The sequence below is a fragment of the Rhizobium indigoferae genome (assembly GCF_034554815.1).
GTDB classification, from domain to species: Bacteria; Pseudomonadota; Alphaproteobacteria; order Rhizobiales; family Rhizobiaceae; genus Rhizobium; species Rhizobium leguminosarum.
Map to the genome: position 1 here is coordinate 724,091 of NZ_CP140635.1, position 20,268 is coordinate 744,358.

24 protein-coding genes and 4 pseudogenes are annotated in these 20,268 nt (G+C 60.9%); 14 read left to right on the forward strand and 14 right to left on the reverse strand.

Annotated elements, in window-relative coordinates; all coding sequences use genetic code 11:
* Positions 1–5: 5 nt before the first annotated feature.
* The 5 genes from U5G49_RS03595 to U5G49_RS03615 form a co-directional block, all read right to left on the reverse strand.
* Complete coding sequence (locus tag U5G49_RS03595; RefSeq protein WP_193446246.1) at positions 6–1,592, reverse strand: hypothetical protein; 1,587 nt, start codon at positions 1,590–1,592, stop codon at positions 6–8.
* Between the two features lie 218 nt (positions 1,593–1,810).
* Entirely contained in the window at positions 1,811–2,260 is a 450-nt protein-coding gene (locus U5G49_RS03600) for a type II toxin-antitoxin system VapC family toxin (protein WP_193446247.1), read from the reverse strand.
* Positions 2,257–2,508, reverse strand: a complete 252-nt coding sequence (locus U5G49_RS03605) for a type II toxin-antitoxin system Phd/YefM family antitoxin (RefSeq protein ID WP_003557256.1) — start codon at positions 2,506–2,508, stop codon at positions 2,257–2,259. The genes U5G49_RS03600 and U5G49_RS03605 overlap by 4 nt, the downstream gene beginning before the upstream one ends.
* 250 nt (positions 2,509–2,758) lie before the next feature.
* Positions 2,759–3,781, reverse strand: a complete 1,023-nt coding sequence (locus U5G49_RS03610; RefSeq protein ID WP_193446248.1) for a LuxR family transcriptional regulator — start codon at positions 3,779–3,781, stop codon at positions 2,759–2,761.
* A gap of 9 nt (positions 3,782–3,790) precedes the next feature.
* Positions 3,791–3,979 (reverse strand): hypothetical protein, encoded by a 189-nt coding sequence (locus U5G49_RS03615; protein WP_193446249.1) that lies wholly within the window; start codon positions 3,977–3,979, stop codon positions 3,791–3,793.
* 182 nt (positions 3,980–4,161) lie between these two features.
* On the opposite strand from U5G49_RS03615, the gene U5G49_RS03620 reads away from it, so the two are divergent.
* The gene (locus tag U5G49_RS03620) at positions 4,162–4,401 is read left to right on the forward strand and encodes a DUF982 domain-containing protein (RefSeq protein ID WP_018069182.1); all 240 of its coding nucleotides are present in this window, start codon (positions 4,162–4,164) and stop codon (positions 4,399–4,401) included.
* Positions 4,402–4,427: 26 nt separating this feature from the next.
* Here U5G49_RS03620 and U5G49_RS03625 read toward each other — a convergent pair whose 3' ends face one another.
* Genes U5G49_RS03625 through U5G49_RS03635 form a run of 3 tightly spaced genes read right to left on the reverse strand, consistent with a single transcriptional unit; the run spans position 4,428 to position 5,163 of the window.
* Positions 4,428–4,652: a hypothetical protein gene (locus tag U5G49_RS03625; RefSeq protein WP_193446250.1), complete on the reverse strand. Its 225-nt coding sequence runs from the start codon at positions 4,650–4,652 to the stop codon at positions 4,428–4,430.
* Positions 4,649–4,888 carry a hypothetical protein gene (locus tag U5G49_RS03630; protein WP_193446251.1) on the reverse strand — a complete coding sequence of 80 codons (240 nt, stop codon included), beginning with the start codon at positions 4,886–4,888 and terminating at the stop codon, positions 4,649–4,651. Before U5G49_RS03630 ends, U5G49_RS03625 begins: the two co-directional genes overlap by 4 nt.
* Before the next feature lie 11 nt (positions 4,889–4,899).
* Positions 4,900–5,163 (reverse strand): hypothetical protein, encoded by a 264-nt coding sequence (locus U5G49_RS03635; RefSeq protein ID WP_193446252.1) that lies wholly within the window; start codon positions 5,161–5,163, stop codon positions 4,900–4,902.
* A gap of 453 nt (positions 5,164–5,616) precedes the next feature.
* On the opposite strand from U5G49_RS03635, the gene U5G49_RS03640 reads away from it, so the two are divergent.
* A complete protein-coding gene (locus U5G49_RS03640; protein ID WP_018240996.1) occupies positions 5,617–5,835 on the forward strand; it encodes a hypothetical protein in 219 nt (72 codons plus the stop codon).
* 205 nt (positions 5,836–6,040) lie between these two features.
* Here the strand turns inward: U5G49_RS03640 and U5G49_RS03645 are convergent, their stop codons facing one another.
* A complete protein-coding gene (locus U5G49_RS03645; RefSeq protein ID WP_018449194.1) occupies positions 6,041–6,688 on the reverse strand; it encodes a S24 family peptidase in 648 nt (215 codons plus the stop codon).
* A gap of 172 nt (positions 6,689–6,860) precedes the next feature.
* Between U5G49_RS03645 and U5G49_RS03650 the strand changes: the two genes are divergently transcribed.
* The 8 genes and pseudogenes from U5G49_RS03650 to U5G49_RS03685 form a co-directional block, all read left to right on the forward strand.
* The gene (locus tag U5G49_RS03650) at positions 6,861–7,052 is read left to right on the forward strand and encodes a hypothetical protein (protein ID WP_041936201.1); all 192 of its coding nucleotides are present in this window, start codon (positions 6,861–6,863) and stop codon (positions 7,050–7,052) included.
* Positions 7,049–7,244, forward strand: a pseudogene (locus U5G49_RS03655) (hypothetical protein). Before U5G49_RS03650 ends, U5G49_RS03655 begins: the two are co-directional and overlap by 4 nt.
* Before the next feature lie 215 nt (positions 7,245–7,459).
* Positions 7,460–7,738 (forward strand): sigma-70 family RNA polymerase sigma factor, encoded by a 279-nt coding sequence (locus U5G49_RS03660; protein ID WP_193446253.1) that lies wholly within the window; start codon positions 7,460–7,462, stop codon positions 7,736–7,738.
* A 33-nt stretch (positions 7,739–7,771) separates the two neighbouring features.
* Entirely contained in the window at positions 7,772–8,137 is a 366-nt protein-coding gene (locus tag U5G49_RS03665; protein ID WP_193446254.1) for a hypothetical protein, read from the forward strand.
* Complete coding sequence (locus U5G49_RS03670) at positions 8,103–8,498, forward strand: hypothetical protein (protein WP_182565468.1); 396 nt, start codon at positions 8,103–8,105, stop codon at positions 8,496–8,498. Before U5G49_RS03665 ends, U5G49_RS03670 begins: the two co-directional genes overlap by 35 nt.
* Positions 8,495–8,794 carry a GcrA family cell cycle regulator gene (locus tag U5G49_RS03675; protein ID WP_193446255.1) on the forward strand — a complete coding sequence of 100 codons (300 nt, stop codon included), beginning with the start codon at positions 8,495–8,497 and terminating at the stop codon, positions 8,792–8,794. Before U5G49_RS03670 ends, U5G49_RS03675 begins: the two co-directional genes overlap by 4 nt.
* Complete coding sequence (locus tag U5G49_RS03680; protein ID WP_130740961.1) at positions 8,791–8,988, forward strand: response regulator transcription factor; 198 nt, start codon at positions 8,791–8,793, stop codon at positions 8,986–8,988. The genes U5G49_RS03675 and U5G49_RS03680 overlap by 4 nt, the downstream gene beginning before the upstream one ends.
* A 13-nt stretch (positions 8,989–9,001) precedes the next feature.
* Positions 9,002–9,589, forward strand: a pseudogene (locus U5G49_RS03685) (hypothetical protein); the annotation flags it as partial.
* Between the two features lie 150 nt (positions 9,590–9,739).
* Here U5G49_RS03685 and U5G49_RS03690 read toward each other — a convergent pair.
* Complete coding sequence (locus U5G49_RS03690) at positions 9,740–10,243, reverse strand: AAA family ATPase (protein ID WP_193446256.1); 504 nt, start codon at positions 10,241–10,243, stop codon at positions 9,740–9,742.
* A 344-nt stretch (positions 10,244–10,587) separates the two neighbouring features.
* Between U5G49_RS03690 and U5G49_RS03695 the strand changes: the two genes are divergently transcribed.
* The gene (locus U5G49_RS03695; RefSeq protein WP_193446257.1) at positions 10,588–11,352 is read left to right on the forward strand and encodes a methyltransferase domain-containing protein; all 765 of its coding nucleotides are present in this window, start codon (positions 10,588–10,590) and stop codon (positions 11,350–11,352) included.
* Between the two features lie 115 nt (positions 11,353–11,467).
* Here U5G49_RS03695 and U5G49_RS03700 read toward each other — a convergent pair whose 3' ends face one another.
* Positions 11,468–12,370 (reverse strand): GNAT family N-acetyltransferase, encoded by a 903-nt coding sequence (locus U5G49_RS03700; protein ID WP_193446258.1) that lies wholly within the window; start codon positions 12,368–12,370, stop codon positions 11,468–11,470.
* A 269-nt stretch (positions 12,371–12,639) separates the two neighbouring features.
* Positions 12,640–12,876 carry a hypothetical protein gene (locus U5G49_RS03705; protein ID WP_193446285.1) on the reverse strand — a complete coding sequence of 79 codons (237 nt, stop codon included), beginning with the start codon at positions 12,874–12,876 and terminating at the stop codon, positions 12,640–12,642.
* 153 nt (positions 12,877–13,029) lie between these two features.
* Here U5G49_RS03705 and U5G49_RS03710 point away from each other — a divergent pair, with 153 nt between their 5' ends.
* The 3 genes and pseudogenes from U5G49_RS03710 (at position 13,030) to U5G49_RS03720 (ending at position 18,342) form a co-directional block, all read left to right on the forward strand.
* Positions 13,030–14,445: a DUF1254 domain-containing protein gene (locus tag U5G49_RS03710; protein WP_246289418.1), complete on the forward strand. Its 1,416-nt coding sequence runs from the start codon at positions 13,030–13,032 to the stop codon at positions 14,443–14,445.
* Between the two features lie 434 nt (positions 14,446–14,879).
* Positions 14,880–16,454, forward strand: coding sequence for a carboxylesterase/lipase family protein (locus U5G49_RS03715; protein ID WP_193446260.1), 1,575 nt, complete (start codon positions 14,880–14,882; stop codon positions 16,452–16,454).
* A gap of 509 nt (positions 16,455–16,963) precedes the next feature.
* A pseudogene (locus U5G49_RS03720) lies at positions 16,964–18,342 on the forward strand (sulfatase-like hydrolase/transferase).
* 248 nt (positions 18,343–18,590) lie between these two features.
* On the opposite strand, the gene U5G49_RS03725 reads toward U5G49_RS03720, so the two are convergent.
* Positions 18,591–19,454 carry a class I SAM-dependent methyltransferase gene (locus U5G49_RS03725; RefSeq protein WP_193446261.1) on the reverse strand — a complete coding sequence of 288 codons (864 nt, stop codon included), beginning with the start codon at positions 19,452–19,454 and terminating at the stop codon, positions 18,591–18,593.
* Positions 19,455–19,488: 34 nt separating this feature from the next.
* A pseudogene (locus U5G49_RS03730) lies at positions 19,489–19,939 on the reverse strand (TetR/AcrR family transcriptional regulator C-terminal domain-containing protein); the annotation flags it as partial.
* Positions 19,940–20,268: the final 329 nt, after the last annotated feature.

Sequence of the window (20,268 nt, forward strand, 5' to 3'; positions counted from 1 at the left end):
CGATCTTAGCCGCCGACTGTGATTTCGCCATCCGCAACACGTTTGACAAATATCTTCAAACCTTCATGCCTCAGTTTCTTCCAGCCGCCGTCGGAAACCATTGATTTGGCCAGATCGGCAAACCCCGTGGTGAGGTAGGGAACCTGCGATGCCGGTCGCTTGCCGAGCGCTTGAATCAGGCAGTCGGTTCTTGGCGGGGACGAGAACGTGTTTCCTGAATGGTTCATACGGATCTCCACATGATCTGTGCCGTCCGGAAACCGGATCGTCCCATAGCCGCATTTGGCCGCCGCATTCACTTCGGCCTTGGAGAGATTGTCTTGCAGAACAAATGACAGCTGGCTGAAAGTGTTGTCAGTGTAGTCGAACTGACCCAGTATGATGAAGTCCAACTCGTTCTGTCCCTTCCTGGCGCCTTTGATCTTGCCGAAGAAGTTGGAATTCACCTTGGTGTCTTTGCCCGTCTTCATGGCAAGCATTTCGCCGAGCTTGATATAGGTCCTCGGTTTGGACGAAAGGTTTTCGGTACCAGCCGCGGCGTTGCCTGACGGCAGACTTGCGGTCTCCGGCTTGGCATAGGCGTCAGCGAAGGCTTGCAGCGTCGTGAGGTTGAGCGCTTGGGGAAGCGAACCGCTCTCGAACTTGCGGCAGGAGAGCGCGGCTTGCCGTGTTACCTTGTCAGGCTTGCCCTCGAGATTCCCTGGCTTGCAGCCCAAATCACTCAGTTGCTGCTGCAACGTCTTGAGCAAAGCGGCTTGTTCGGCGGAATAATTGTTGACACCGCGGGTCACACTGACATTGCGGACATCGATGCCGATACCGTCCGGCTGCACCACGTCAAACTGGGACGTATGATGGTCATAGCTCTTCCAGTCACCGCCCCAACCCATCATCACCGGGCCGAGAATGAAGTTGAATGATTTCGGGTCGCGGTTTGATTGCGGCTCGCACTCGTTCGATTCCCAGCAATGCGGAGCTTGGTTGGTTGCTTCGCCTTCGGCGGCGTAGATCACCTTGTTGTCGCAGCTTGCCGTAACCCATCCGCTCTCATCGTTTGCCCATCGGATTTTCAGCGAGAATGTCGCCCATTTGCCGAAATCTTGCGGTTTTTGGCACTGGCGGGCGAGAAAGTTCACGCCGTTGCGCGTGTCGGCTTTCAGCATGTAGATGAAATTGTGGATTGCCGGTCCTTCCCAGGACGCCAAGCGCAAATGGCTGTCCCAGCCATCGGGATAAAAGCCATTGGCGGAGTTGTTGTGCCAGCCTTTGTAGGCAAAGGTCGGATCGAGCCGGAAATCAAACTTGTATTCGACGCTTTCGCCAACCCTCATGTCTCGCGTACAGCGAATTGTCGAGCGGACGTTGCCATTGCGGCAATCATTTTCGCCGCGTCCATCGCCATAGTCGACATTGGAACACTGACGGTCGAATATCTCAAACCGGGTCACGCCGTCCTCGACCTCCGGTCTGACCGATCCGTTGAACTTGTGGCGCTCAAAACCTTTGGGGAGCGGATCGGCAGTCGCTACGGCGTGGGTCGCAAAAACGATCAGCGCGCCAACCGCCAGTCCAATTATGGGATTTTTCAGCATAGCCCCCCCTCCAAATTGGACTCCAACCATATCATGATCTCTCTTGGACGGTCGGTTTAGATCAGGTTCAGATCGGTGCGTAAGGTGCTGCGCCATCAGCAGGTACGGCGGTCAAAGCTGCCAAGCTGCTAGTGCTTCCGAGCCGGTGCGGCGGGCGTTTATGACGGCAGCCAGGGCGAGCGACATCAAGTGCGGCTCGTGATCGGCGATGCTTCGGATCATTCCGACCGGAACGCGGCGGGAAGATCGACAGCGACGTCAAGCGGCGGGAAATGCCGCAAGTTTTCCGTAATGACGGTGAGGTCGTAGGCCCGCGCGGTCGCTGCGATGATGAGATCGCCAAGGCCGGGATGACGGCCCTGGCTCTCGGCGGCATCTTCCAGGGCGCCGACGATCCGCGCGACAACGGTATCCATCGGCAAGATCCGATCCCCGAAACTGTCGGTGATGAAGTCCAGCCAATCCGAAAGGCGCTTTGCCCGCTCGATCCCGCCGCGACGGTGAAGGCTCCGCATTCCCTTTTCGATTTCCGCGACTGTTAGAGCCGACAGAAAGAGAGCATCGGCTTCGCCTTGCTCACGGAACCATGCCCGCACCGGATCGGACGGCGACGCCTTGCCCGGCGCGAACTTCGAAATGATATTCGTGTCGAGAAGGTAGGCGGTCACAGATCAATATCGCGCATTTTCGATGGGTTCCGCTCCAGCTCGACCCCACCGGGAAACGTCAACAGGAAATCCCCGAAATTCGGCCGTGGCGTCTTCAAAGCCCTTTTCGCGGCCTCGGCTGCTTCGACGGACACAAGCACGGCAGCCGGCTTTCCGTGTCGCGTGATCGTCACGAATTCCCCGTTTGCCGCTTCATCCACCAGTCCGGCGAAACCGGCCTTTGCCTCTGCCACGCTGATCGTCGACATTGCGGCCTCCTGTCTTAAATGACCATATATGGTCAAAATAGACATTGACGCCGACGGAATCAAGAGGGGAGTTTTCCAGGGATGCAGCAGCGCTTTAGAATCAACCGACCGAAAGCCCACCCTTCCTCTGGTTATAATTTTTCCGCAGGAAAGTTATAGCCAAGGCGCGGCTGAACAGGAACGGTGCATCGTCCGCATGGATCCAGTTCGAGCCTGAACGATTAGTCCAACCAGACGCCCGCGGTCGAGGCTATTGGCTCGGAGCTCCAGCGCTCAGCAGCGCCCGCACCAATGCCGCCTGGCTGCGTACGCCGGTTTTGTCGAAGATGCGCTGCAGCTGGGTGCGCAACGTGTTGACACTGACCCCGAGCAGATCGGCGGCGGCTGCGAGGTCATGGCCATCGACGATCAGGCGCGCAAGCCGGGTCTGCGCCGGCGAGAGGCCGAAGACCTCCCGCGCGCTCGCGATCCGGCGCGCCACCGTCTCGGCGTCGTCGAAGGAGACCAGCGTCTTGCCGTCCTCGAGCAGGACCCAGCAGTGGAGTGGCATCCCGGCTGCGTCCTCGCCGAGCGCCACCGCCCAGGTCTGCTTCGGCGCGATGTTCAGCGGTCTCTGGCTCTGCAGCTCGCGGAATGCCAGGCGCACCGCCTCGCGTAGCGCAGGGTCGCATTCGCGCTGCCGGGCACGCAGGCGGCCGGCGGCGGCGACGAGCCCGGGATGGCCAGGCATCCGCTCCCGCGCCAGCCGGTTCGTCCAGAGGATCCGCGCATCCACGTCGACCTCGATCAGCGGGCAGTTCGCCTCCTCGACGCTGCTCTCCATCATCACCATGCAGCCGATCTTCCAGGCGCCGTCGATCCGCTGGAGGATCCGCAGCTGGCGCTTGCGATCCTCACCGGTGTCGCTGCCGATCTGATCGAAGGTCATCCAGGCCATGTTGCCGTCGACGACGATGTTGACCTTTTCCCAGCGGACGCGCTCCGCGAAAGCGTGTTTCTCCGGGAATCGCTCGACGATCTTCTTGATCCGCGCCGCGATCGGGTCCCAGCCTTCGTCCACCCGGACGCCGAGCGAGGCGAAATATTCCATCCGCCGGGTCTGCGGCGACTGCACCCAGTGGCTCGCCAGAGCCTCGAAGTCGCGCTGCAGCCAGGCCTCGGTTTCGGCGCGGATCACTGCCATGATCGCCGCCCGGTCAGCCTCGCTGTCGTCCATCGCGCGGTCCCCCGTGACAACGGATTGCAGCATAGCATGATCGGTCTGTCGGAGCATGGCGGCACCTCATGTGTTGATGACGCCGGCCAGAAGCAGCGTCACGCCGGCGGTCGTTGCGATCAGCCCGAGGAGCCGAAGCCGCAGGCGCGGCAGGCTGATCTGATTTCGGTAGTATCGGTCCTCGGCCGCGGCGCCCATCTGCGAGGGGCGGCGGCGGTTTGGCATGTGCGCGGCGACGAGACTTTGAAGGTCCATTGTGTTGCCTCCTGGTTCGGGCTTCATCTGCCGCATTCTCGCACGCATCCGAGCCGTGCTCTGTCATGCAGACGGAGGACATCGGGCTCGGCGCCCGGCTGGCGAACGAAGAATTATCTCAACCGGAACGAGTCCCGCTGTGATTCGTTGAGTCGCGTATTTCCAGCGTGAGGGGATGCATCATGAGCAGGCGACGAAGGTTCAAGCCGGTGAAGATCACCATCAATGGCAAGGTGAGGACGGTCTATAATGTCGTTCAGGCCGGCAACACTTTACTGAATGATTGGCCCGAGCAGACGCCGGCGGCCAAGGCGGCCGAACGGCTTGTGCTTGACGTGTTCAACGATGCTGCCGGGCCCGAGCAGGTGCGCCGCGCATTCATCACCGCGGCGAAGGCCAGCGACATCAAGTTCAGCTCCTGAGCGGCGGTGTTGGCAAAAGCCCTGGCTCATTTCCATGACACCTGCTCCTGGTTTCGCAGATCCCGGGTTTTGAACTGCGTCTCCATCCAGGCGGCCGAGACGATCGCCGCGAGGAAGCCGAAGGCGAGGCAGGCGATTGCCTGGGTCCGCCACGAGACGAAGGTGACCGGCGCCGGGGTGACGGGCTTTTCCACGCATTCGCCGGGCGGGCAGGCGCAGCCGGTAAAGGCCTTGATGAGGCAATCGCTCATGCTGCGCCGCCTTTCACCGTGTCGATGGCGGCGAGGACCTTCCGGTGAAGCGGGCAGCCGTGATCGTCGCTGCCATCGAAAAAGCGTTCGGCCTCCACCAGCGCCGCCAGGAGATCGGGCGCCCCGGCGGTGAAGCGGGCCTTGGCGCGGGTCTTTTCGGTTGCCCCGGCCCGCCGGGCGGCAGCAAGGGAAGGGCTGTCGGTCGATGGTTCGGATGTGGGATTGGCGGCAGGCATCTCCGTTCCCCTCAGGCGTAAAGCTGATCGGTATCGGTGATGCCCATGATCTCGCGGGCATAGCGGTAATGCTCCTCGACGGAGGCTCTCGCGCCGCGCAGCCAGGACGGGCCGCGGATCGAATGTTCGGGACGGCGGAGGAAGGCAAAGCCGAGGGCGCCCATGCGCTGGGCCTCGTTGGCCATATAGGCGCGGCAGTCGCCCATCGTGCGCGCCGCATTCCAGCGGGCATCCCGCCTGCTCTCTTCGGTCTCGATATTGCGGATGTGCTGCATCGCCTGTCCTCTCGCGCCTCTGATCGGCTTGTGAGAATAAGGTATTTATTATACCTCGTCGCGTCAACCGTAAAAGGTATAAAAAATACCTCTAGGATTGACGAGGTACGAATCATAGGCGTATGCCTGTCGCCAGTGATTGGGCGACCGGGTGCAACTCCCGAGCTGACGAAGCCCAGCGGCGCGGGAAGCGAAAGTCCTTAAGTGCGCTGTCAGAAAATCGGGACGAGGGCGAAGCGAATGGCCCCTCTGGCACGTGTCCCATCCCGGCTCCGGCCTTCAGGACTTGGCCAATGCTCTCCCGGCTTCATGGGCTTTGCTCATGGGGTAGGGGGAAGCTTTGGCCGGAACCCTCCCTCACCAGCCTTCAGGAACCTTCTCCTCCTAAGCTGAAGAGAGAGGAATGAGAACTGAAGTTGGAGTATGATGCTAGGAGAAAAAAGGAGGCCGGCCATGCGCAGCGAAATCGAAATCACCGACGAAGTGATCGAGGCGGGCCTGGATGCGATCACCGAATTTTACGATCCGTGGGAGGAGAAGCTGCCGAAGGACATGTTTCCCGCAGCCATTCGTTCCATCCTGGTGGCGGTGTCGAGAGTGGTGCGCGAACGGCATCCGGAGCTGCCGCAATTTGTGGTTTCAGAGGATGAATCCTCCCGATACCCCTCGTGATCCAGGCTGGGGATCGGCGAGCTTCGGAGCGAAATCCTACAGGCCGTACATCTCTCGCGCGGCGCTATACGCCAGGAGCAACACCGCTATCGTGACGATATAGAACCAGATTCTGCCGGTGCGTGAGGAAGGGCGTATCATCCTGTTTTCCCTACTGAAATATGATTGATTCGCGGCACTATTTCCGAGCCTTGAGCGCTCATCCCTACATCTCGATGATCGATCGGCGGACGCGGCCGACGATGGTGACGGCGCCCTGGAATTCCGGCGGCGGCACGTCCTCGTAGGATGCCGGCTGGAAGGGCGGATTGTCGTTCGGGCGATAGCGCTTGTAGGTCGCGGCCCCCGTCTCGTCGGCGACGACATAGAGCGCGTTCGGCGCCAGGCGCTTGTCGCGCAGATTGACGAAGATGATCGAGCCCGGCGGCGAGATCTTGTTCATCGAATTGCCTTCGACCTCGAGCGCGATCCATTCGCCATCGGGCAGATCGAGGGCGGCGACCGTCGGGAATTCCGAAAAGTCGGTGATCGGCGCCTGCTCGCTCAGCTGGCCGGCGCTGACCCAGGAGATCTTCGGGATATCGGCAACGGAGACCGGCAGCTCATCCGGATCGAGCGCGTTGCCGGTGCCGAACTGCAGCCAGTTGAGATTGACCTTGAAAGCGCGGGCATACTTCTTCGCATCGGCAATGCCGAAGCCGTTGCGGCCGGACTCATGCGCCTTGTAGACATTCGCATTCCAGCCGAACCGATCGACGATCGCCTTCGGCCCGGCAAAGCCAGCATTCTTCCTGGCCATGACGAGGCGCTTTGCGCGTTCTTCGCGTTCAAATTGTTCCTGCTCTTTCAACATGATATGAAAAATACCCGAAAATAAGGTACATGTCATGCCCTAATGTGCTTGACATATGAGGTATTAAGTATACCCTAATCGCCATGACAAACACCGACATCTACAACAACGGGCCAGCCTTTCGGAATTTACCGGCCTGCGCGCCGCGTCCCGCGGCGGGGGAGACGGCACCATGAGGTTCACCATTTCCTCGGAAGAGCGGCTCGCCATGGACGTCATGCCGACCGGCGTCGTCATACACCGGCCGCAAGGCCCAAGGGGAGGGCGGATGTCGGTAATCCCGGTTCGCAACGAGGATATCCCCTTCCTCGCCAAGGCCCTGCAGCAGGTGCTGAACGCCAACCGGGAGGTGGAATCGCTATGACCATCTCCCCGAAAACCACCGCCCGCTACACCGGCTGCCCGAAACTGCGGCAAGGCGCTGTCGATCGCCGAGGTGATCGAGCGCCACTGCGAGAATTGCGATCGGCCGACGCGCCCGGAAGAGATCAGCGAGACGATGATCCCGCCCGGCGCTCAGCCGATCACCAACCCCGATAGCCCAGCCCCTCCCTGACGGCTATCGGTGGCTGGCGTCGTCGCTCCTCCCTCGGCGACGCCAGCTCCCGGGCGCACTCGCGCCCGAAACCCAGGCGGCGGCCTGGCAGACGACCGGAGCCTTTGCTCCCAGAGCCGGGGTTCCGGTCGTCACCCCTGAAGAATCAAAGACGTTGTTGGCACCCGCTTCGGCGGCAATGGCGGACGACGTTCGCGGGAAAGAAGGATCAAGCGATGAGCATCCAGCCCAAGGCCGGCCCGGCGCAGCAAGGCGCTCACATGAACGCGCTCGAGCTCTTCCGCTCCGGCCGGGACTATATCGAAATCGCAGCCCTCCTCGGCACGTCGGTGCCGTCGGTGGAAACCGAGATCCACAAACTTCGAAGCCCCGAGAAGGGCGACACCACCCAGCAGGACCATGCCGGCGGCGAGGTCAGGCGGTTTCCCCGTCGCCCCCTTAAGCCGGGCACGCCGGTGAATTTCGCCGGCGGGCGACGGAGGCTGCGGGTTTGAGGTCGGCCATCTCAATCGGGAAAGGGACATCGCATGGCTAGGGACACAACGAGCCAGGAGATCATGGACATCCTCAGCCCGGTGCTGGGGGAGGAGCTCGCGGCAGCGATCATCGAGCATCGCAAGCGCACGCTGAAGAAGCCGCTGACGGTCTATGCCGCCAGGATGCAGGCGAGGGAATATCTGCTGACCGGCGACCCGGTCGGCGCCGCCGAGATGCAGATCTTCCGCGGCTGGCAGGCGATCAAATGCGACTGGTACCTCAGGGAGAAGGCGAGGGAAGCCGGGTCGATCAACAGCAGTACGAGAAGGACGACAGTCGATGCCGCAAGAGATTTCCTCTCCGGTGAAGATCATAGCTGGGATGCTTTCGGGTTTCCCGGCATCCGCAGGCACTGATCCCGACATGCAGATCCGCGCCTATCTCGTCGCCATCGACGGCATCCCGCTGGAGGCGGTCTGGCAGGCCGCCAAACTCTTCATCTCCGGAAAGGTGAGGGATCATAACCGCGCCTTCGCCCCGAGCTCAGCCAGTTTCGCCGAGCAATGCCGCCATCAACAAGCGGCGATCGAGGCGGAGAGCCGCCCGCGCATGGAGGCCGAACCCGAGACGCCGCAGCCGAAGGTCACAGCCTACAAGATGCAGTTGCTGCGCGACGCCGCCAATGGCAGCCGCAGCGCCAAGCGGGAACTCGCGAGGATGTTTCCCGACAACCCGATCATTGCAAGAGCCGCACGATACGAGGAGGCATTGAGATGACCATCACCTTTTGGACGGAAGACAAGATCGTCAAGGCGGAAAAGCTCTGGAAGGAAGGGCTGTCGGCCAGAGAGATCGCCAACCTCTTCGGCTCGAAGAAGAACACCATCATCAACATGGCGCACCGCAACCGCGACAGGTTTCCCTCGCGGCAGGACGCCTGGCATCCGCAGCCGAAGGCGGGCCCGCCCGTCCAGCCGATCCGCCATCCCGACCGCGTCACGCGTGTGACCCTGTCGGGCGCCCATGTGACGATGCCGCGCGTGCCCAGCATCGATGGGCCTGCAGAGCCATGAGCACCGTCACCCCACGCGAAACCGAAATCATCCGCTGGATGGCGGCGGGCAAGACGGCCGCCGAGATCGGCACCATTCTCGGAATCTCCCACATCACCGTGAACACGCACATTGCCAACGCCAAGGCGCGGCTCGGCGTCTTCAAGGATACGGCGCTGGTCGCCGCCGCACTCAGAAACGGCATCATTCGATAGAAGGACAATCAGCATGGGCGGCAAAGCCACCAAGGTGAAGACAGGGCGGGTCAACAAGGGCGCCGGCCGTCCGCGCAAGGAGAATGTCGAGCGTTTTCCCTGCGGCAAGATCAAGCCCTTCGAAACCGAGAAGGAGAATATCAGCGTCGCGATATCAGCCCGCCGCCGCATCCACGGATTTGACAGGACGGCTGCCGACGAGACGGTCAGGAGCCCCTTTGCCGGCTACACCCTCGGCCGCATGTTCCTCGACGGCCTGATCACTTCAGAACAGCGCCAGGCCGGCGACGATTACGCCGAGGCAATCGCCCGCTACCACAAGACCACAGGCATCCCGGCCCCGAGCCCCCGGGCGCAAACCCTCTTTACCGTCAAAGGCCACGAAGGCGAGGTCACCGACACCCTCGCCGACCGCGCCCGCAAGGCCAGCAACCGCATGATGGCCCTGCAGGGCATCCTGCTCCGCCGCCCGGATGGACCGCAGGTCAGGAGCACGGTCTATAACGTCACGGTGATGGACTACGAACATTTGCGCCAGATGCCGCCGCAGCAATTGCTGTGGCTGCGAAGGGGGTTGACGGCGTTGCGGGGGGACGAGGGGTGGGTGATGATGACGGGCGACGGACGCGAAATTCGCACATCTCCCATCCGCCATCGCTGTTCTTGCCGCAGAGCTCACCCCACCCTCCGTCGTCCTCGGGCTTGACCCACCGACTACGCAGACTGAGAATACCCCCAGCGCTGTGGCGCTTCATTTAAGAGCGGTGATGGCTGGATGGGTTTGCCGATCGTAAAGCGCCATCTCCTCGGCGGTTGGCGGCTCGAACAGCTCCGACCACCGAAGCAGGTCCGCCCGCGAGATGTCGAACGTGCCGACTGGAAGCTCGGCGTTTCGCCGGGAGACCCGGTCCCAAAGCGCATCAAAGGGAACGTCGAGGAAGCAGAGGACGACGCGGGCACCAGCTGCGCGAGCTTCCTCCCGGCAGGTGTCGCGTTCTGCCCGTGACCACACTCCCCAATCCACGACAACGTTACACTGAAGCCTGACGGCACGCAGAGCGATCTGCCATTGTAGGCTCTCGACCCTACCTCGGCACGGACCAGTTTCGGCTTCCGGAGTAGAGATGCCGGGGTAAAGCCCGTGCATCCAGTCGTCTCCGGTCAGACGGAGGGCAGATGCTTCATGTTCGATTATCTTGGCGAGCGACGTCTTTCCCGAACCGGGAAGACCGCAAGTGAGGTAGAGCGTCGGCATTGGAAAATCTCTGATTTGGCTTGGCAAGTGGACGTGGCCCCGCGGAGTCGCGGAGGGCTGCGCTTCGCTCAAGGCCGGAAGGCGCGGCCAATCAGAGGTGTGTTGCCATAGTCTATCTTGTAGGATCGCTCTGTTCCGGGGTCAAGACGGAGCGCATGGGTGAGCTCACAGGTGAGGTCGTCTAACCCACTGGCTGCTTTGTGGTATCTCCAGTCGACCTCATCGACTCCCGCCCGAATTGACTCTCGCCCGAATTCTGGCACCGTTACCGCGCCATTCAGCGGGGGCAGCGAATGTCATCATCTCACTACACGCATGGATCGAGCGAGGCAGAACAACAGCGGTTGACCGCACTGAACAGACGGCTGAACGAGCGGTGTATCGATGCCGCGCAGCTCGCCGCCGGTGAACGCGTCGTCGACTTCGGAGCCGGCCTTGGTCAGTACTCGCGGATGATGGCACGGGTCACCGGCGTCCCAGTGCTCGGGCTGGAGCGAAGTCCGAAACAGATCGCCGAGGCGTTGCGCCAAGCGGCGGCCGACGACGAGACCGCAATGATCGAGATGAGGCAGGGCGACGTCCTCGATCCGCCCCTTCGCGACGACGAGCTAGGTCAGTTCGACGTCGCTCACGCTCGCTTCGTCCTTGAGCACATACCCGACCCGCTGCAGGTCGTTCGCAACATGGCGCGCGCGGTGCGGCCGGGTGGCCGTGTGATCCTGTCCGATGACGACTACGACGGTCTGCGGCTATGGCCAGAACCCCCGGGGTTCTCGCCGGTCTGGAACGCTTATCAGCGCACCTATGACAGGCATTGCAACGACCCTATCGTCGGGCGTCGGCTCGTGCAGTTGCTTCACCAGGCGGACCTACGTCCTCGCCGTAACACGCTTGTTTTCTTCGGCGGTTGCTCGGGTGATCCCGATTTCGAGGATGTGGTTCGCAACATTGCGGGCATCGTCGACGAAGCGATCGACGACATCGTGGCGACTGGGCTTTCACGAGACGCGGTTACGGCAGGTCTCGACACCTTGATCGAGTGGAGCAGGGCGCCAGATTCGGCGGTGTGGTTCGGCATGTCATGGGCGGAAGGGATTCGGCCCCTCTGACGTCGGCAGCCCGCAGACGGCCGATTTCCGCGATGATCGCATCGAAGACATCCTCCTGCTTCGCACCATCGATGACGAAGGTGTCATGCGGCTTGTGGCAGGAACCTATTATTGCTCACATAAATCCTGGATTCCGCGGTAGGTATTTGACCCAGTCGCCGAAGCCGGGTGCTGCCATCAGCAGCATCGGAAACGTGATACGCATGCCGACATCGATGGCCAGGCTGAGCGCGCCCTCGCATGTGCCTGGCAGGAACGCCGAAACCTTCTCGGACGAGCCATCCGCGGCAATCTTCAACGCAGCAGCAAAAGCATCGCGAAGAACGTCTGCACGAGTGGCGGCGAGCGGTCCGATATGCCCGCTCGCACTGACATAGCTGTAGCCGACGCATTCGTTTCCGGCATAGAGCAGGACACCGGTGGTCGCGGGGTCGCTGAGCAGATAGCGGTGGTGCTTGTCTCGCGCAGCGCCGACGGCGCGAGCGTCAATTTCGGCAAGTCTCTTTATCGTAGCGTCGGTGTCGACGAGAGCGACGCTTCGCAATGACGGCTCCTGCAACTTGGCGGCCACCTGTTCACGACTGGAGCCAACGAAATAGATCGGCATTTTGGGGAAGAGGCCATGCCGGATATAGAGACCTTGCGAGACACGATTGAAGGAGAACGTTATCAATGCCCGATGGGCCGTCCTTGATTTTCGGGCGTGCTCCATGGTTCGTCTCATCAGCTCATTGCCGATTCCTTGACCCTGTTGCGCCGGGTCGACAAACAGCTGGGCAAGGAACCAAAGATCACCGCACACCCAGCTCCATGCGAATCCGACGATGTCGCTGCCGTTCTCCGCGAGCCATAGACCGCCGGGGTCGTCTTCAAGCGAAAACAGCTGGAAGTTGGGAGGGTTTGGCATCGCCATTGGGCCGAAGCCATGTCGGATGGTGAGCTCATTGATGCTGGCGACCACCAGCACATCGGTGGCTGCCAAATCCTCCGCCTGGGCTGGCCTGTAAATGACAGACATCGAGGACTCCCCACAGGAATATCAACCGTTGTGAGCACGAGCCGCAGGGTCGCAAATACTCCGACGTCACACTGCTCGGCTCACTATTCCAGCGAGTCCACATTCGGTCAACTCTCACGGTCCACCCGCCCGCCGAGCGTCGGGAAAGGGCAAGCAGCCGCCCGTCGCCACTAAGGGCCGATACGAGCCAGGTTACTTCGACGCGACCTTCATTCCCATCCGACGCCAATGCGTGGGCTTGGAGCCCACTGAAGGTTCACAGGAAGGCTTCACGAGGCTGAGAATTTCACCGTGACACCGCGCTGCCGAAAGTAGGCCTCCATCCGCTTCCTGCCAGAACGGTTATTCTGCACGAGCCTAGCGGGGTCGAATACGGCCTCCTTTAAACCCGCCCGCGTCAACGCTGCCTTGAGGGCCGCGATATGCACGTCGATGTCGGCGTTGTCCGCCTGAAGCGACTCATAAATGCGGTTTGTTGCATCTGCTACGGTCGATTCGCTCACTATTACACTCCCGTTGTCGTCTGGCTGGCCTGACCGTATTGGGGTGAAACCTGTTCACGTCAATGGGCGCTCGATCGCACAGGCCTTCGTAGGTTACTGTAACATACTTGCGTTTTCGCGCTTCGAGCGCGCCAATTGGCGCGGGAGGAAAACGCCATGAATTTAACAAAACGCGAGTTCACAAATGGCCTGATTCTTACCGCGGCGGTAGCGGGATTTGGCCCCCGGGCCGCTCAAGCTGCGGAAGCCACTGCGGCCGAAGTCCGCGCCATCGCCAAGGAAGCCTATGTCTACGGCTTCCCGATGGTGGACAGCTACCGCATCCAGCACGCCTATTTCGTCGATACTAAAAATCCCGAATACAAGGGGCCATGGAACCAGATCGTCAATACTCCCCGTGTCTACACGCCCGCTGACACGGCAATCCAAACGCCCAACTCGGATACGCCGTACTCATGGCTGGGCCTGGACCTGCGCACCGAACCGATGGTGCTCACCGTGCCTCCGATTGAAAAGGATCGCTATTTCAGCGTCCAAATGATCGACGCGTACACCTTCAACTTCGCCTATCTAGGCAGCCGCGCGACCGGCAATGACGGGGGCAGCTTCCTCGTCGCCGGTCCGGGTTGGAAAGGTGAGACGCCCTCGGGTGTGAAGAAAGTGATCCGCTCGGAGACCGATTTTATCTGGGCCGCCTACCGCACGCAGCTTTTCAATCCGGACGATATCGACAACGTCAAGAAAGTTCAGGCCGGCTACAAGGCGGAGCCGCTTTCGGTGTTTCTCGGCCAAACAGCGCCAGCAGCCGCGCCCGCTGTTGATTTCATCAAGACGTTGACGCCCGAAGAGGAGAAGACGTCGCCGGAGTTTTTCAACATCCTGAACTTCATCCTGCAGTATTGCCCGACCGATCCGTCGGAAACCGAACTCACGGCGCGTTTTGCCAAGATCGGCGTCGGCGCCGGCAAGACCATCGACTTCGACAAGCTTTCGCCGGAGATGAAGGCTGCCTTCGAACAAGGCATGGCCGATGCCTGGAAGGAACTGGCAACTCTTGAGAAACAGAAAATCGACACGGGCGAAGTGACCTCCGGCGACGTCTTCGGCACGCGGGAGTATCTGAAGAACAATTACCTCTACCGCATGGCTGGTGCCGTGCTCGGCATCGGGGGCAATTCGAAACAGGAGGCAATGTATCCGGTCTATGCCGTCGATGCCGACGGAAAGAAGCTGGATGGTGCCAACCGCTATGCCCTCCGCTTCGCGCCGGGGCAGCTGCCACCCGTCAACGCCTTCTGGTCGCTGACGATGTACGAACTTCCGCAGAGCCTGCTCGTTGCCAATCCGATCAACCGCTACCTGCTCAACTCGCCGATGCTGCCGCAGTTCGTGAAGGACGCCGACGGCGGCCTGACGTTCTATGTCCAGAACGAATCGCCCGGCAAGGACAAGGAGGCGAACTGGTTGCCCGCGCCCAAAGGGCCGTTCATCGCTTTCATGCGGCTATATTGGCCGAAGGAGGAAGCGCTGGAGGGCAAGTGGAAGCATCCGCCGATGACAAAGGAACTGTAGTCCCGACGCTGCCAAGTTCGATTATCCAGAGGGGATAGGGCATGAGAGTTCTGAAGTTCGGCGAGCAACCAGTGAGCTTCGCTGCAGGAGCACGCTACTGGGTCTAGTCACCCGAACACAGCCCGGAGGGATGAGGTTTCCGTGTAGCGCTGACGTTCCTGTTTCCGAAATAGAGAAGTTTGATTGGCTGCTTCTGGCGAAAAGCGAACTGCCGTAGCCCTGACCCGAGGCCCAGCCATCAGCCGTGGCCATGGATCCCAGGCTCGAGGCCTGGGATGACGGAGGTTGGGGGTGCGTTTTCGCCAAGCTCCCAGCTGATCGAGCCGAAACCCGCCGTGGAGCAATAGCGCACTTTAGCGATGCCTGATGAACCCTTTCCGTTGCCGTCCTATGGGAGTATTTTGCTCTCACTCAACTGAGCGGTGGAGAGTGCAGTGTTTGTGGACGGCCGTCGCACGTTTCTGCTCTTTTTGGCGGTCGCATCCTGTCAGATGGCGTTCGTGCCACGATCAGCTGTGGCAGACGACACCGTTACCATCGATGGCGGGATGCTGAAGGGTGAGAGGTCGGGCACGGTCTTCAGCTTCAAGGGCATACCCTATGCGGCGCCGCCGGTTGGTGATCTGCGATGGCGCAATCCGAGACCAGCGGAGACATGGAGCGGTATTAGGGATGCCCGCGATTTCGGTCCGTCCTGCATGCAGACCGACGACCTGCCGAAGTCGGAGGATTGTCTGACCCTCAATGTCTGGACACCCGTCAAGCGTCTCCGCACGCCGCTGCCGGTGATGGTCTGGATTTACGGCGGCGCTCTTGCCCATGGAAACACCCCGCAATATCCCGGTGGCCATCTCGCCGCCCGGAAGGTTGTGTTCGTCAGCATGAATTACCGCATGGGCCGACTGGGTTATTTTGCCCATCCGGCGCTGATGAAGGAATCCCCTGACGAGCCCGTCGGCAACTATGGTTACATGGATCAGCTGGCCGCCCTGAAATGGGTCCAGCAAAATATCGAAGCCTTCGGCGGCGATCCGAAGAAAGTGACGATCTTCGGAGAGTCGGCCGGTGGCGGCTCGGTGATGGCGCACATGATATCGCCACTGTCACGCGGGCTGTTCCGGGGCGCCATTCTACAGTCGCCGGGTCTGCCGACCGCGCGGGCGCAGAGCACGCCTTTGTCACCTTTGAAGGAAGCAGAGAAAATCGCGTTGGACTATGCGGCTTCTCTGGGAATCAATGGCAGCGATGCCGAGGCTCTGGCGGCCCTTCGGGCGCTGCCTGCGGAAAAGCTCACCGAAGGCGCATCGGCACAAGAGGTGCTTGTGGGAATGTCGACAGGCAAGCCTGTCATCGGCATCTCAGGCGCGATCATTGACGGACGGTTTTTGCTCGAAACGCCGGAAGCGGCTTTTGCGGCGGGCCGTCAGGCGCCGGTTCCGGTCATCGTCGGGGCAAATGATCGTGATCTCGGCATCGGTGAGGCCGCGACGAAAGACGATCTCTTCGCGCTCTTCGGCAATCATGCAGCCGAAGCCCGCAGCCTCTACGATCCCAGCGGTCAACAGACCCTCGATGAGCTGAAGCAGCAGGTTCTGGCCGACAAGACGCTTGTCGAACCATCCCGCCACCTCGCTGACGAGATGATCCGCGCTGGTCAACCGACGTGGTGGTATCGTTTCTCCTATGTCGCCGAGGCTCTCCGCAACGATCCGGCATGGAAAGGCACCCTGCACGGATTCGAAATTCCGTATACGCTGGGCATTCCAAACGCACTGGTGAAAGACAAGGTGACACCTGCCGACTGGGCCATGGCCACATTGGCAAGCGAATACTGGCTCGAATTTGCAAGGAGGGGTGACCCCAATAGCGGCTCACGGCCAAAATGGCCTCACCACGACCCATTCGCCGACAGGGTCATCGACTTCGGCAATGACGGCGCAACGGTCGGAGCCGATCCGCTGAAGCCGAGGCTCGACCTCTGGCAAAGCCATTGGGAGGAGACGAAATGACGGGGTCGGCGCCTGTCGCCTGGTCTGTTGCCTTACCCATTGCGGGAACCGCTGTATAACACAAGCACGCTTTGTCATTGCCATCTTCCTGGGAAGACCTTTCCAGATGTCGCTATTGACGGAAGCCCGATCTCCGTTGAATTGCGCTTGGCAGCTTTGGGGCGACAGGCGGCAGCCGGGTCTGTCGAATTGCGCCAGAAGCAGACGTCCTATTCCAACTGGGCTGTCTCGCATAAGCTGAGAAACTCGCCTAGTCGCTGAGCTAAAGTTGTGCGATATTCAAAGCGGGATCGAACTCTGTCTACCGCAGCTCTTTGCGAGACAATCTGCCGATGCCGGCAACCACGCCGTCCTTGACGCCGATCCCACCTGCACTAGCAGGCATGATCGCCCCTTCGGCGCATAATACATAGCCACGAACGACTTTCAGCCTACCGCATTGCACGCACCGTAGCACCGTTAAAACCGGTGCCGTAACGGGCGCGCAAAACTCAGGAGGAGGAGTAATTATGAGCTATACAAAAAACCTCTGTTTCGGACTACTGGCTTCGGCATTTGCTGTCACGTTAAGTGCACCGGCAATCGCTCAGAACCAAACGCCGAAACCAAACATCGTCGTCATCATGGGCGACGACGTTGGCATCTGGAATATCGGGGCCTACAATCGCGGTATGATGGCGGGCCGCACGCCAAATCTCGACAAGCTTGCGGCCGATGGCATGCTCTTTACCGACTACTACGCCGAGGCGAGTTGCACGGCAGGCCGTGCGAACTTCATCACCGGCGAGTTGCCGGTCCGCACGGGCATGACCACGGTGGGCCAGGCGGGTTCTAAGATCGGTCTGCCGGCTGCTGCCCCCACGCTCGCGACCGTGCTCAAGTCGATGGGCTATGCCACTGGGCAATTCGGCAAGAACCATCTCGGTGACCTGAACGAGTTCCTGCCGACCGTTCACGGTTTCGATGAGTTCTTCGGTTATCTCTACCACCTCGATGCGATGGAAGACCCTGCGCACCCTGGTTATCCGCAGGACCAACTGAACGTCGTCGGGCCACGCAACATGGTCCATTCCTGGGCGACAGAGGTGGATGATCCGACAGAAATGCCGCGCTGGGGCAAGGTGGGCAAACAACGGATCGAGGATGCCGGCACGCTCTATCCTGAGCGCATGAAGACCGTTGACGACGAAATCCAGTCCCTCTCTTTCAAGTTCATCGAAAAGGCCAAGGCGGAGGGAAAGCCGTTCTTCCTGTGGCTCAACCCGACCCGCATGCACATCGTAACGCATCTCTCGGAGAAGTATGAAAATATACGCAACTCGGAGAATGGATGGACCATTCACGAGGCTGGCATGGCCCAACTTGATGACATCGTGGGCGCCACGATGCAAAAGCTCAAGGATATGGGCGTAGACGACAACACCATCGTCATGTTCACCACCGACAACGGAACCGAGAACTTTACCTGGCCTGATGGCGGGCAGACGCCGTTCTATGGCGGGAAGGGCACGACCTTTGAGGGCGGCTTTCGCGCACCGGCAATGATCCGCTGGCCTGGACATGTCCCCGCGTCGAAGACTACAAATATACCTTCAAGGAACAGCCCGGCGGCTGGCTCGGTGACACAGTGACATTGGGTGCGCCAACCATCGTCAATCTACGTCTGGACCCGTTCGAGCGGACAGCGTTTTACAAGGGGAACACCGGCTCCCTCGAATATTTCGAATGGTATAAATTCGAGTTCTGGCGCTTCGTGCTTGTACAGCAGCGGGTAGAACAATTGGCGAAATCCGCCGTCGAATTCCCACCCATGCAGGCTGGTGCGAGCCTCGGGTTGAGTGCCGTCAAGGCGCAGATCGCCGAAGCCATGAGGAAGCAAGCGCAATAGGCAGTCCTGCCTATCAAGGGGCAGCTCGCAGGGGCTGCCCACTTTCGTGGCTAAGCCCAGAGCACGGCTGACGCACCTTATGTCGCCGAGGCCTTACGCAACGAGGACTGCCCCTCACCCTAGCCTTGCCGGGGTCGAGCCACTCGTCTCGACCCATCCTGCGGCCCCCCGTAAAAGACGGGGAGAGGGGACGCCGCCATGCGAGACGTGGCGGGGAACGGAGAGGTCGCGCGTATTAATAATCCCTGTCAGCTTGCCGGATTGCGCGCGGTGACGATCCACGCCGCGCCGTCGATCATCACCGACCGCTCACCGGGGCAGCCCGCGAAGGCGGCACGAACCGCGGCCGAGGCGCGGGCCCGGATATCGTCGGGTTGATCAGCAAGAGCGCGCGCCAGCGGGCCGACTTCGAGTGTCATCTTCACCGCGTCGTCGAGCGCCGCATCCCGCGTCTCCCCCTTGCCGAATGGGATAGAGGCATCGAAGGGCGCGATGGCGACATCGGTGAAGCCAGCCGCCGTTAGAATGCGCGCTACCCGCCCCTGGTCGCCAAACGAGAACGGGCCGGGCGCTTCGGGATCGGGCGGCGCCGTCGGCGGGAGGATGCCCTTCATCGCGCCCAGCGGCAAGCGCACCCAATCGTTCTCGGCCATGCCGCGCCAGCAGACGAAAGCGACTCGCGCGCCCGGCTTGAGCGCACGCAGCATATGAGCGAACGCCGCCGTAGGATCGTCGAAGAACATCACTCCGAAGCGCGAGAACAGGATGTCGAACGCGCCCTCGGGCAGCTCGGTGCTGCTGGCGTCGGCCACCTGGAACAGGGCCGGCGTATCCTGCGGCGCTCGCGCGCGCGCGCTGACGATCAGCGGTTCGGATATGTCCACGCCTAGCACATGGCCCCCCGCGCCGACGCGGGCGGCCAGATCCAGACTGGACGCTCCCGCGCCGCAGCCGACGTCCAGCACGCGTTCGCCTGTAGCGGGCGCGGCGGCTTCGATCGCGGCCTGGCCGAACGCCGCCATCATGGCATCGAGCCGGGCCTGGTAAGTGACCCAGCGCTCCCCGCTTTGGCCTTTCCAGTCGGCGACCTGATAAACATTTTCCTCTGTCATGCCATATCCTTGTTCTGATCCGTTCTTAATCAAGCTATCCGCCCGCGTGATTGTTGCCACCGTGCGCGGCGACGAACATGGCGACGGCCGACCGGCAATAGGATTCGATTTCGTTATCGTCCTCTGCTCTCGCCTCATCGAAGCGTGCGATAATCAGGAGATCGGATCCTTTGATAAGCGCGGCAAATAAGCGGGCGGACTGGAGAGGATTGGGCACGTTCAGAACCGCCTTCGTGTGCAACTGACGCAACAGGGCCTCGATTTGGGCGATGACATAGGCGGGGCCGGCTTCGTAATGGAGCTTGCTTAACGACTTTTGATTCGTCCAATGTCGTCGCTTGAAAACCCAATTCCACAAAGAGTTCGCACGCGGCTCCACAAAGAGTTCGCACGCGGCGTCGACTATCGTTTGGCCAAGCCGCCTCCTTGTTATTGAAGTGCCGATAGATGCTGAGCTTGGATATCCTCGCTCGCTGGGCGACCTGTCACCTTCGACTCTGATCAATGAGGAGGCAGGCGCTGAGCGATTGCTCAAGCCAGGGATCATCCGGGGCGGCACGCAGTGGGTCGCTGTCGTCATCGAAGGCTCGCTGGTTGTCGGTTTCGATCGCGGGAAGGGAGGCGTCCACTGCGTGCCGCACGAGAGCTGGTAGCGCGGCATTCTCACGCGCACTTTGCCGGGATCATACCAATCCGTAAGAAATGCAGCCTCGGTTGTTCGACCCTCGCACTTTACGAAAATGTATAGTTCCAGCGAAGTCCCCGTGAGGTTTGGAGCGCAGGCTTGGCGCCATCATTGCCAAGTCGAAGGTCA

Coding starts and splice junctions, on each gene's coding strand:
- U5G49_RS03725 (WP_193446261.1), bottom strand. CDS start 19,454: ATGACAGAGGAAAATGTTTATCAGGTCGCCGACTGGAAAGGCCAAAGC.
- U5G49_RS03605 (WP_003557256.1), bottom strand. CDS start 2,508: ATGTCGACGATCAGCGTGGCAGAGGCAAAGGCCGGTTTCGCCGGACTG.
- U5G49_RS03710 (WP_246289418.1), top strand. CDS start 13,030: ATGAATTTAACAAAACGCGAGTTCACAAATGGCCTGATTCTTACCGCG.
- U5G49_RS03635 (WP_193446252.1), bottom strand. CDS start 5,163: ATGCAGCACATCCGCAATATCGAGACCGAAGAGAGCAGGCGGGATGCC.
- U5G49_RS03625 (WP_193446250.1), bottom strand. CDS start 4,652: ATGAGCGATTGCCTCATCAAGGCCTTTACCGGCTGCGCCTGCCCGCCC.
- U5G49_RS03620 (WP_018069182.1), top strand. CDS start 4,162: ATGAGCAGGCGACGAAGGTTCAAGCCGGTGAAGATCACCATCAATGGC.
- U5G49_RS03690 (WP_193446256.1), bottom strand. CDS start 10,243: ATGCCGACGCTCTACCTCACTTGCGGTCTTCCCGGTTCGGGAAAGACG.
- U5G49_RS03675 (WP_193446255.1), top strand. CDS start 8,495: ATGACCATCACCTTTTGGACGGAAGACAAGATCGTCAAGGCGGAAAAG.
- U5G49_RS03660 (WP_193446253.1), top strand. CDS start 7,460: ATGAGCATCCAGCCCAAGGCCGGCCCGGCGCAGCAAGGCGCTCACATG.
- U5G49_RS03595 (WP_193446246.1), bottom strand. CDS start 1,592: ATGCTGAAAAATCCCATAATTGGACTGGCGGTTGGCGCGCTGATCGTT.
- U5G49_RS03615 (WP_193446249.1), bottom strand. CDS start 3,979: ATGGACCTTCAAAGTCTCGTCGCCGCGCACATGCCAAACCGCCGCCGC.
- U5G49_RS03630 (WP_193446251.1), bottom strand. CDS start 4,888: ATGCCTGCCGCCAATCCCACATCCGAACCATCGACCGACAGCCCTTCC.
- U5G49_RS03665 (WP_193446254.1), top strand. CDS start 7,772: ATGGCTAGGGACACAACGAGCCAGGAGATCATGGACATCCTCAGCCCG.
- U5G49_RS03645 (WP_018449194.1), bottom strand. CDS start 6,688: ATGTTGAAAGAGCAGGAACAATTTGAACGCGAAGAACGCGCAAAGCGC.
- U5G49_RS03670 (WP_182565468.1), top strand. CDS start 8,103: ATGCTTTCGGGTTTCCCGGCATCCGCAGGCACTGATCCCGACATGCAG.
- U5G49_RS03650 (WP_041936201.1), top strand. CDS start 6,861: ATGAGGTTCACCATTTCCTCGGAAGAGCGGCTCGCCATGGACGTCATG.
- U5G49_RS03680 (WP_130740961.1), top strand. CDS start 8,791: ATGAGCACCGTCACCCCACGCGAAACCGAAATCATCCGCTGGATGGCG.
- U5G49_RS03700 (WP_193446258.1), bottom strand. CDS start 12,370: ATGTCTGTCATTTACAGGCCAGCCCAGGCGGAGGATTTGGCAGCCACC.
- U5G49_RS03610 (WP_193446248.1), bottom strand. CDS start 3,781: ATGCTCCGACAGACCGATCATGCTATGCTGCAATCCGTTGTCACGGGG.
- U5G49_RS03640 (WP_018240996.1), top strand. CDS start 5,617: ATGCGCAGCGAAATCGAAATCACCGACGAAGTGATCGAGGCGGGCCTG.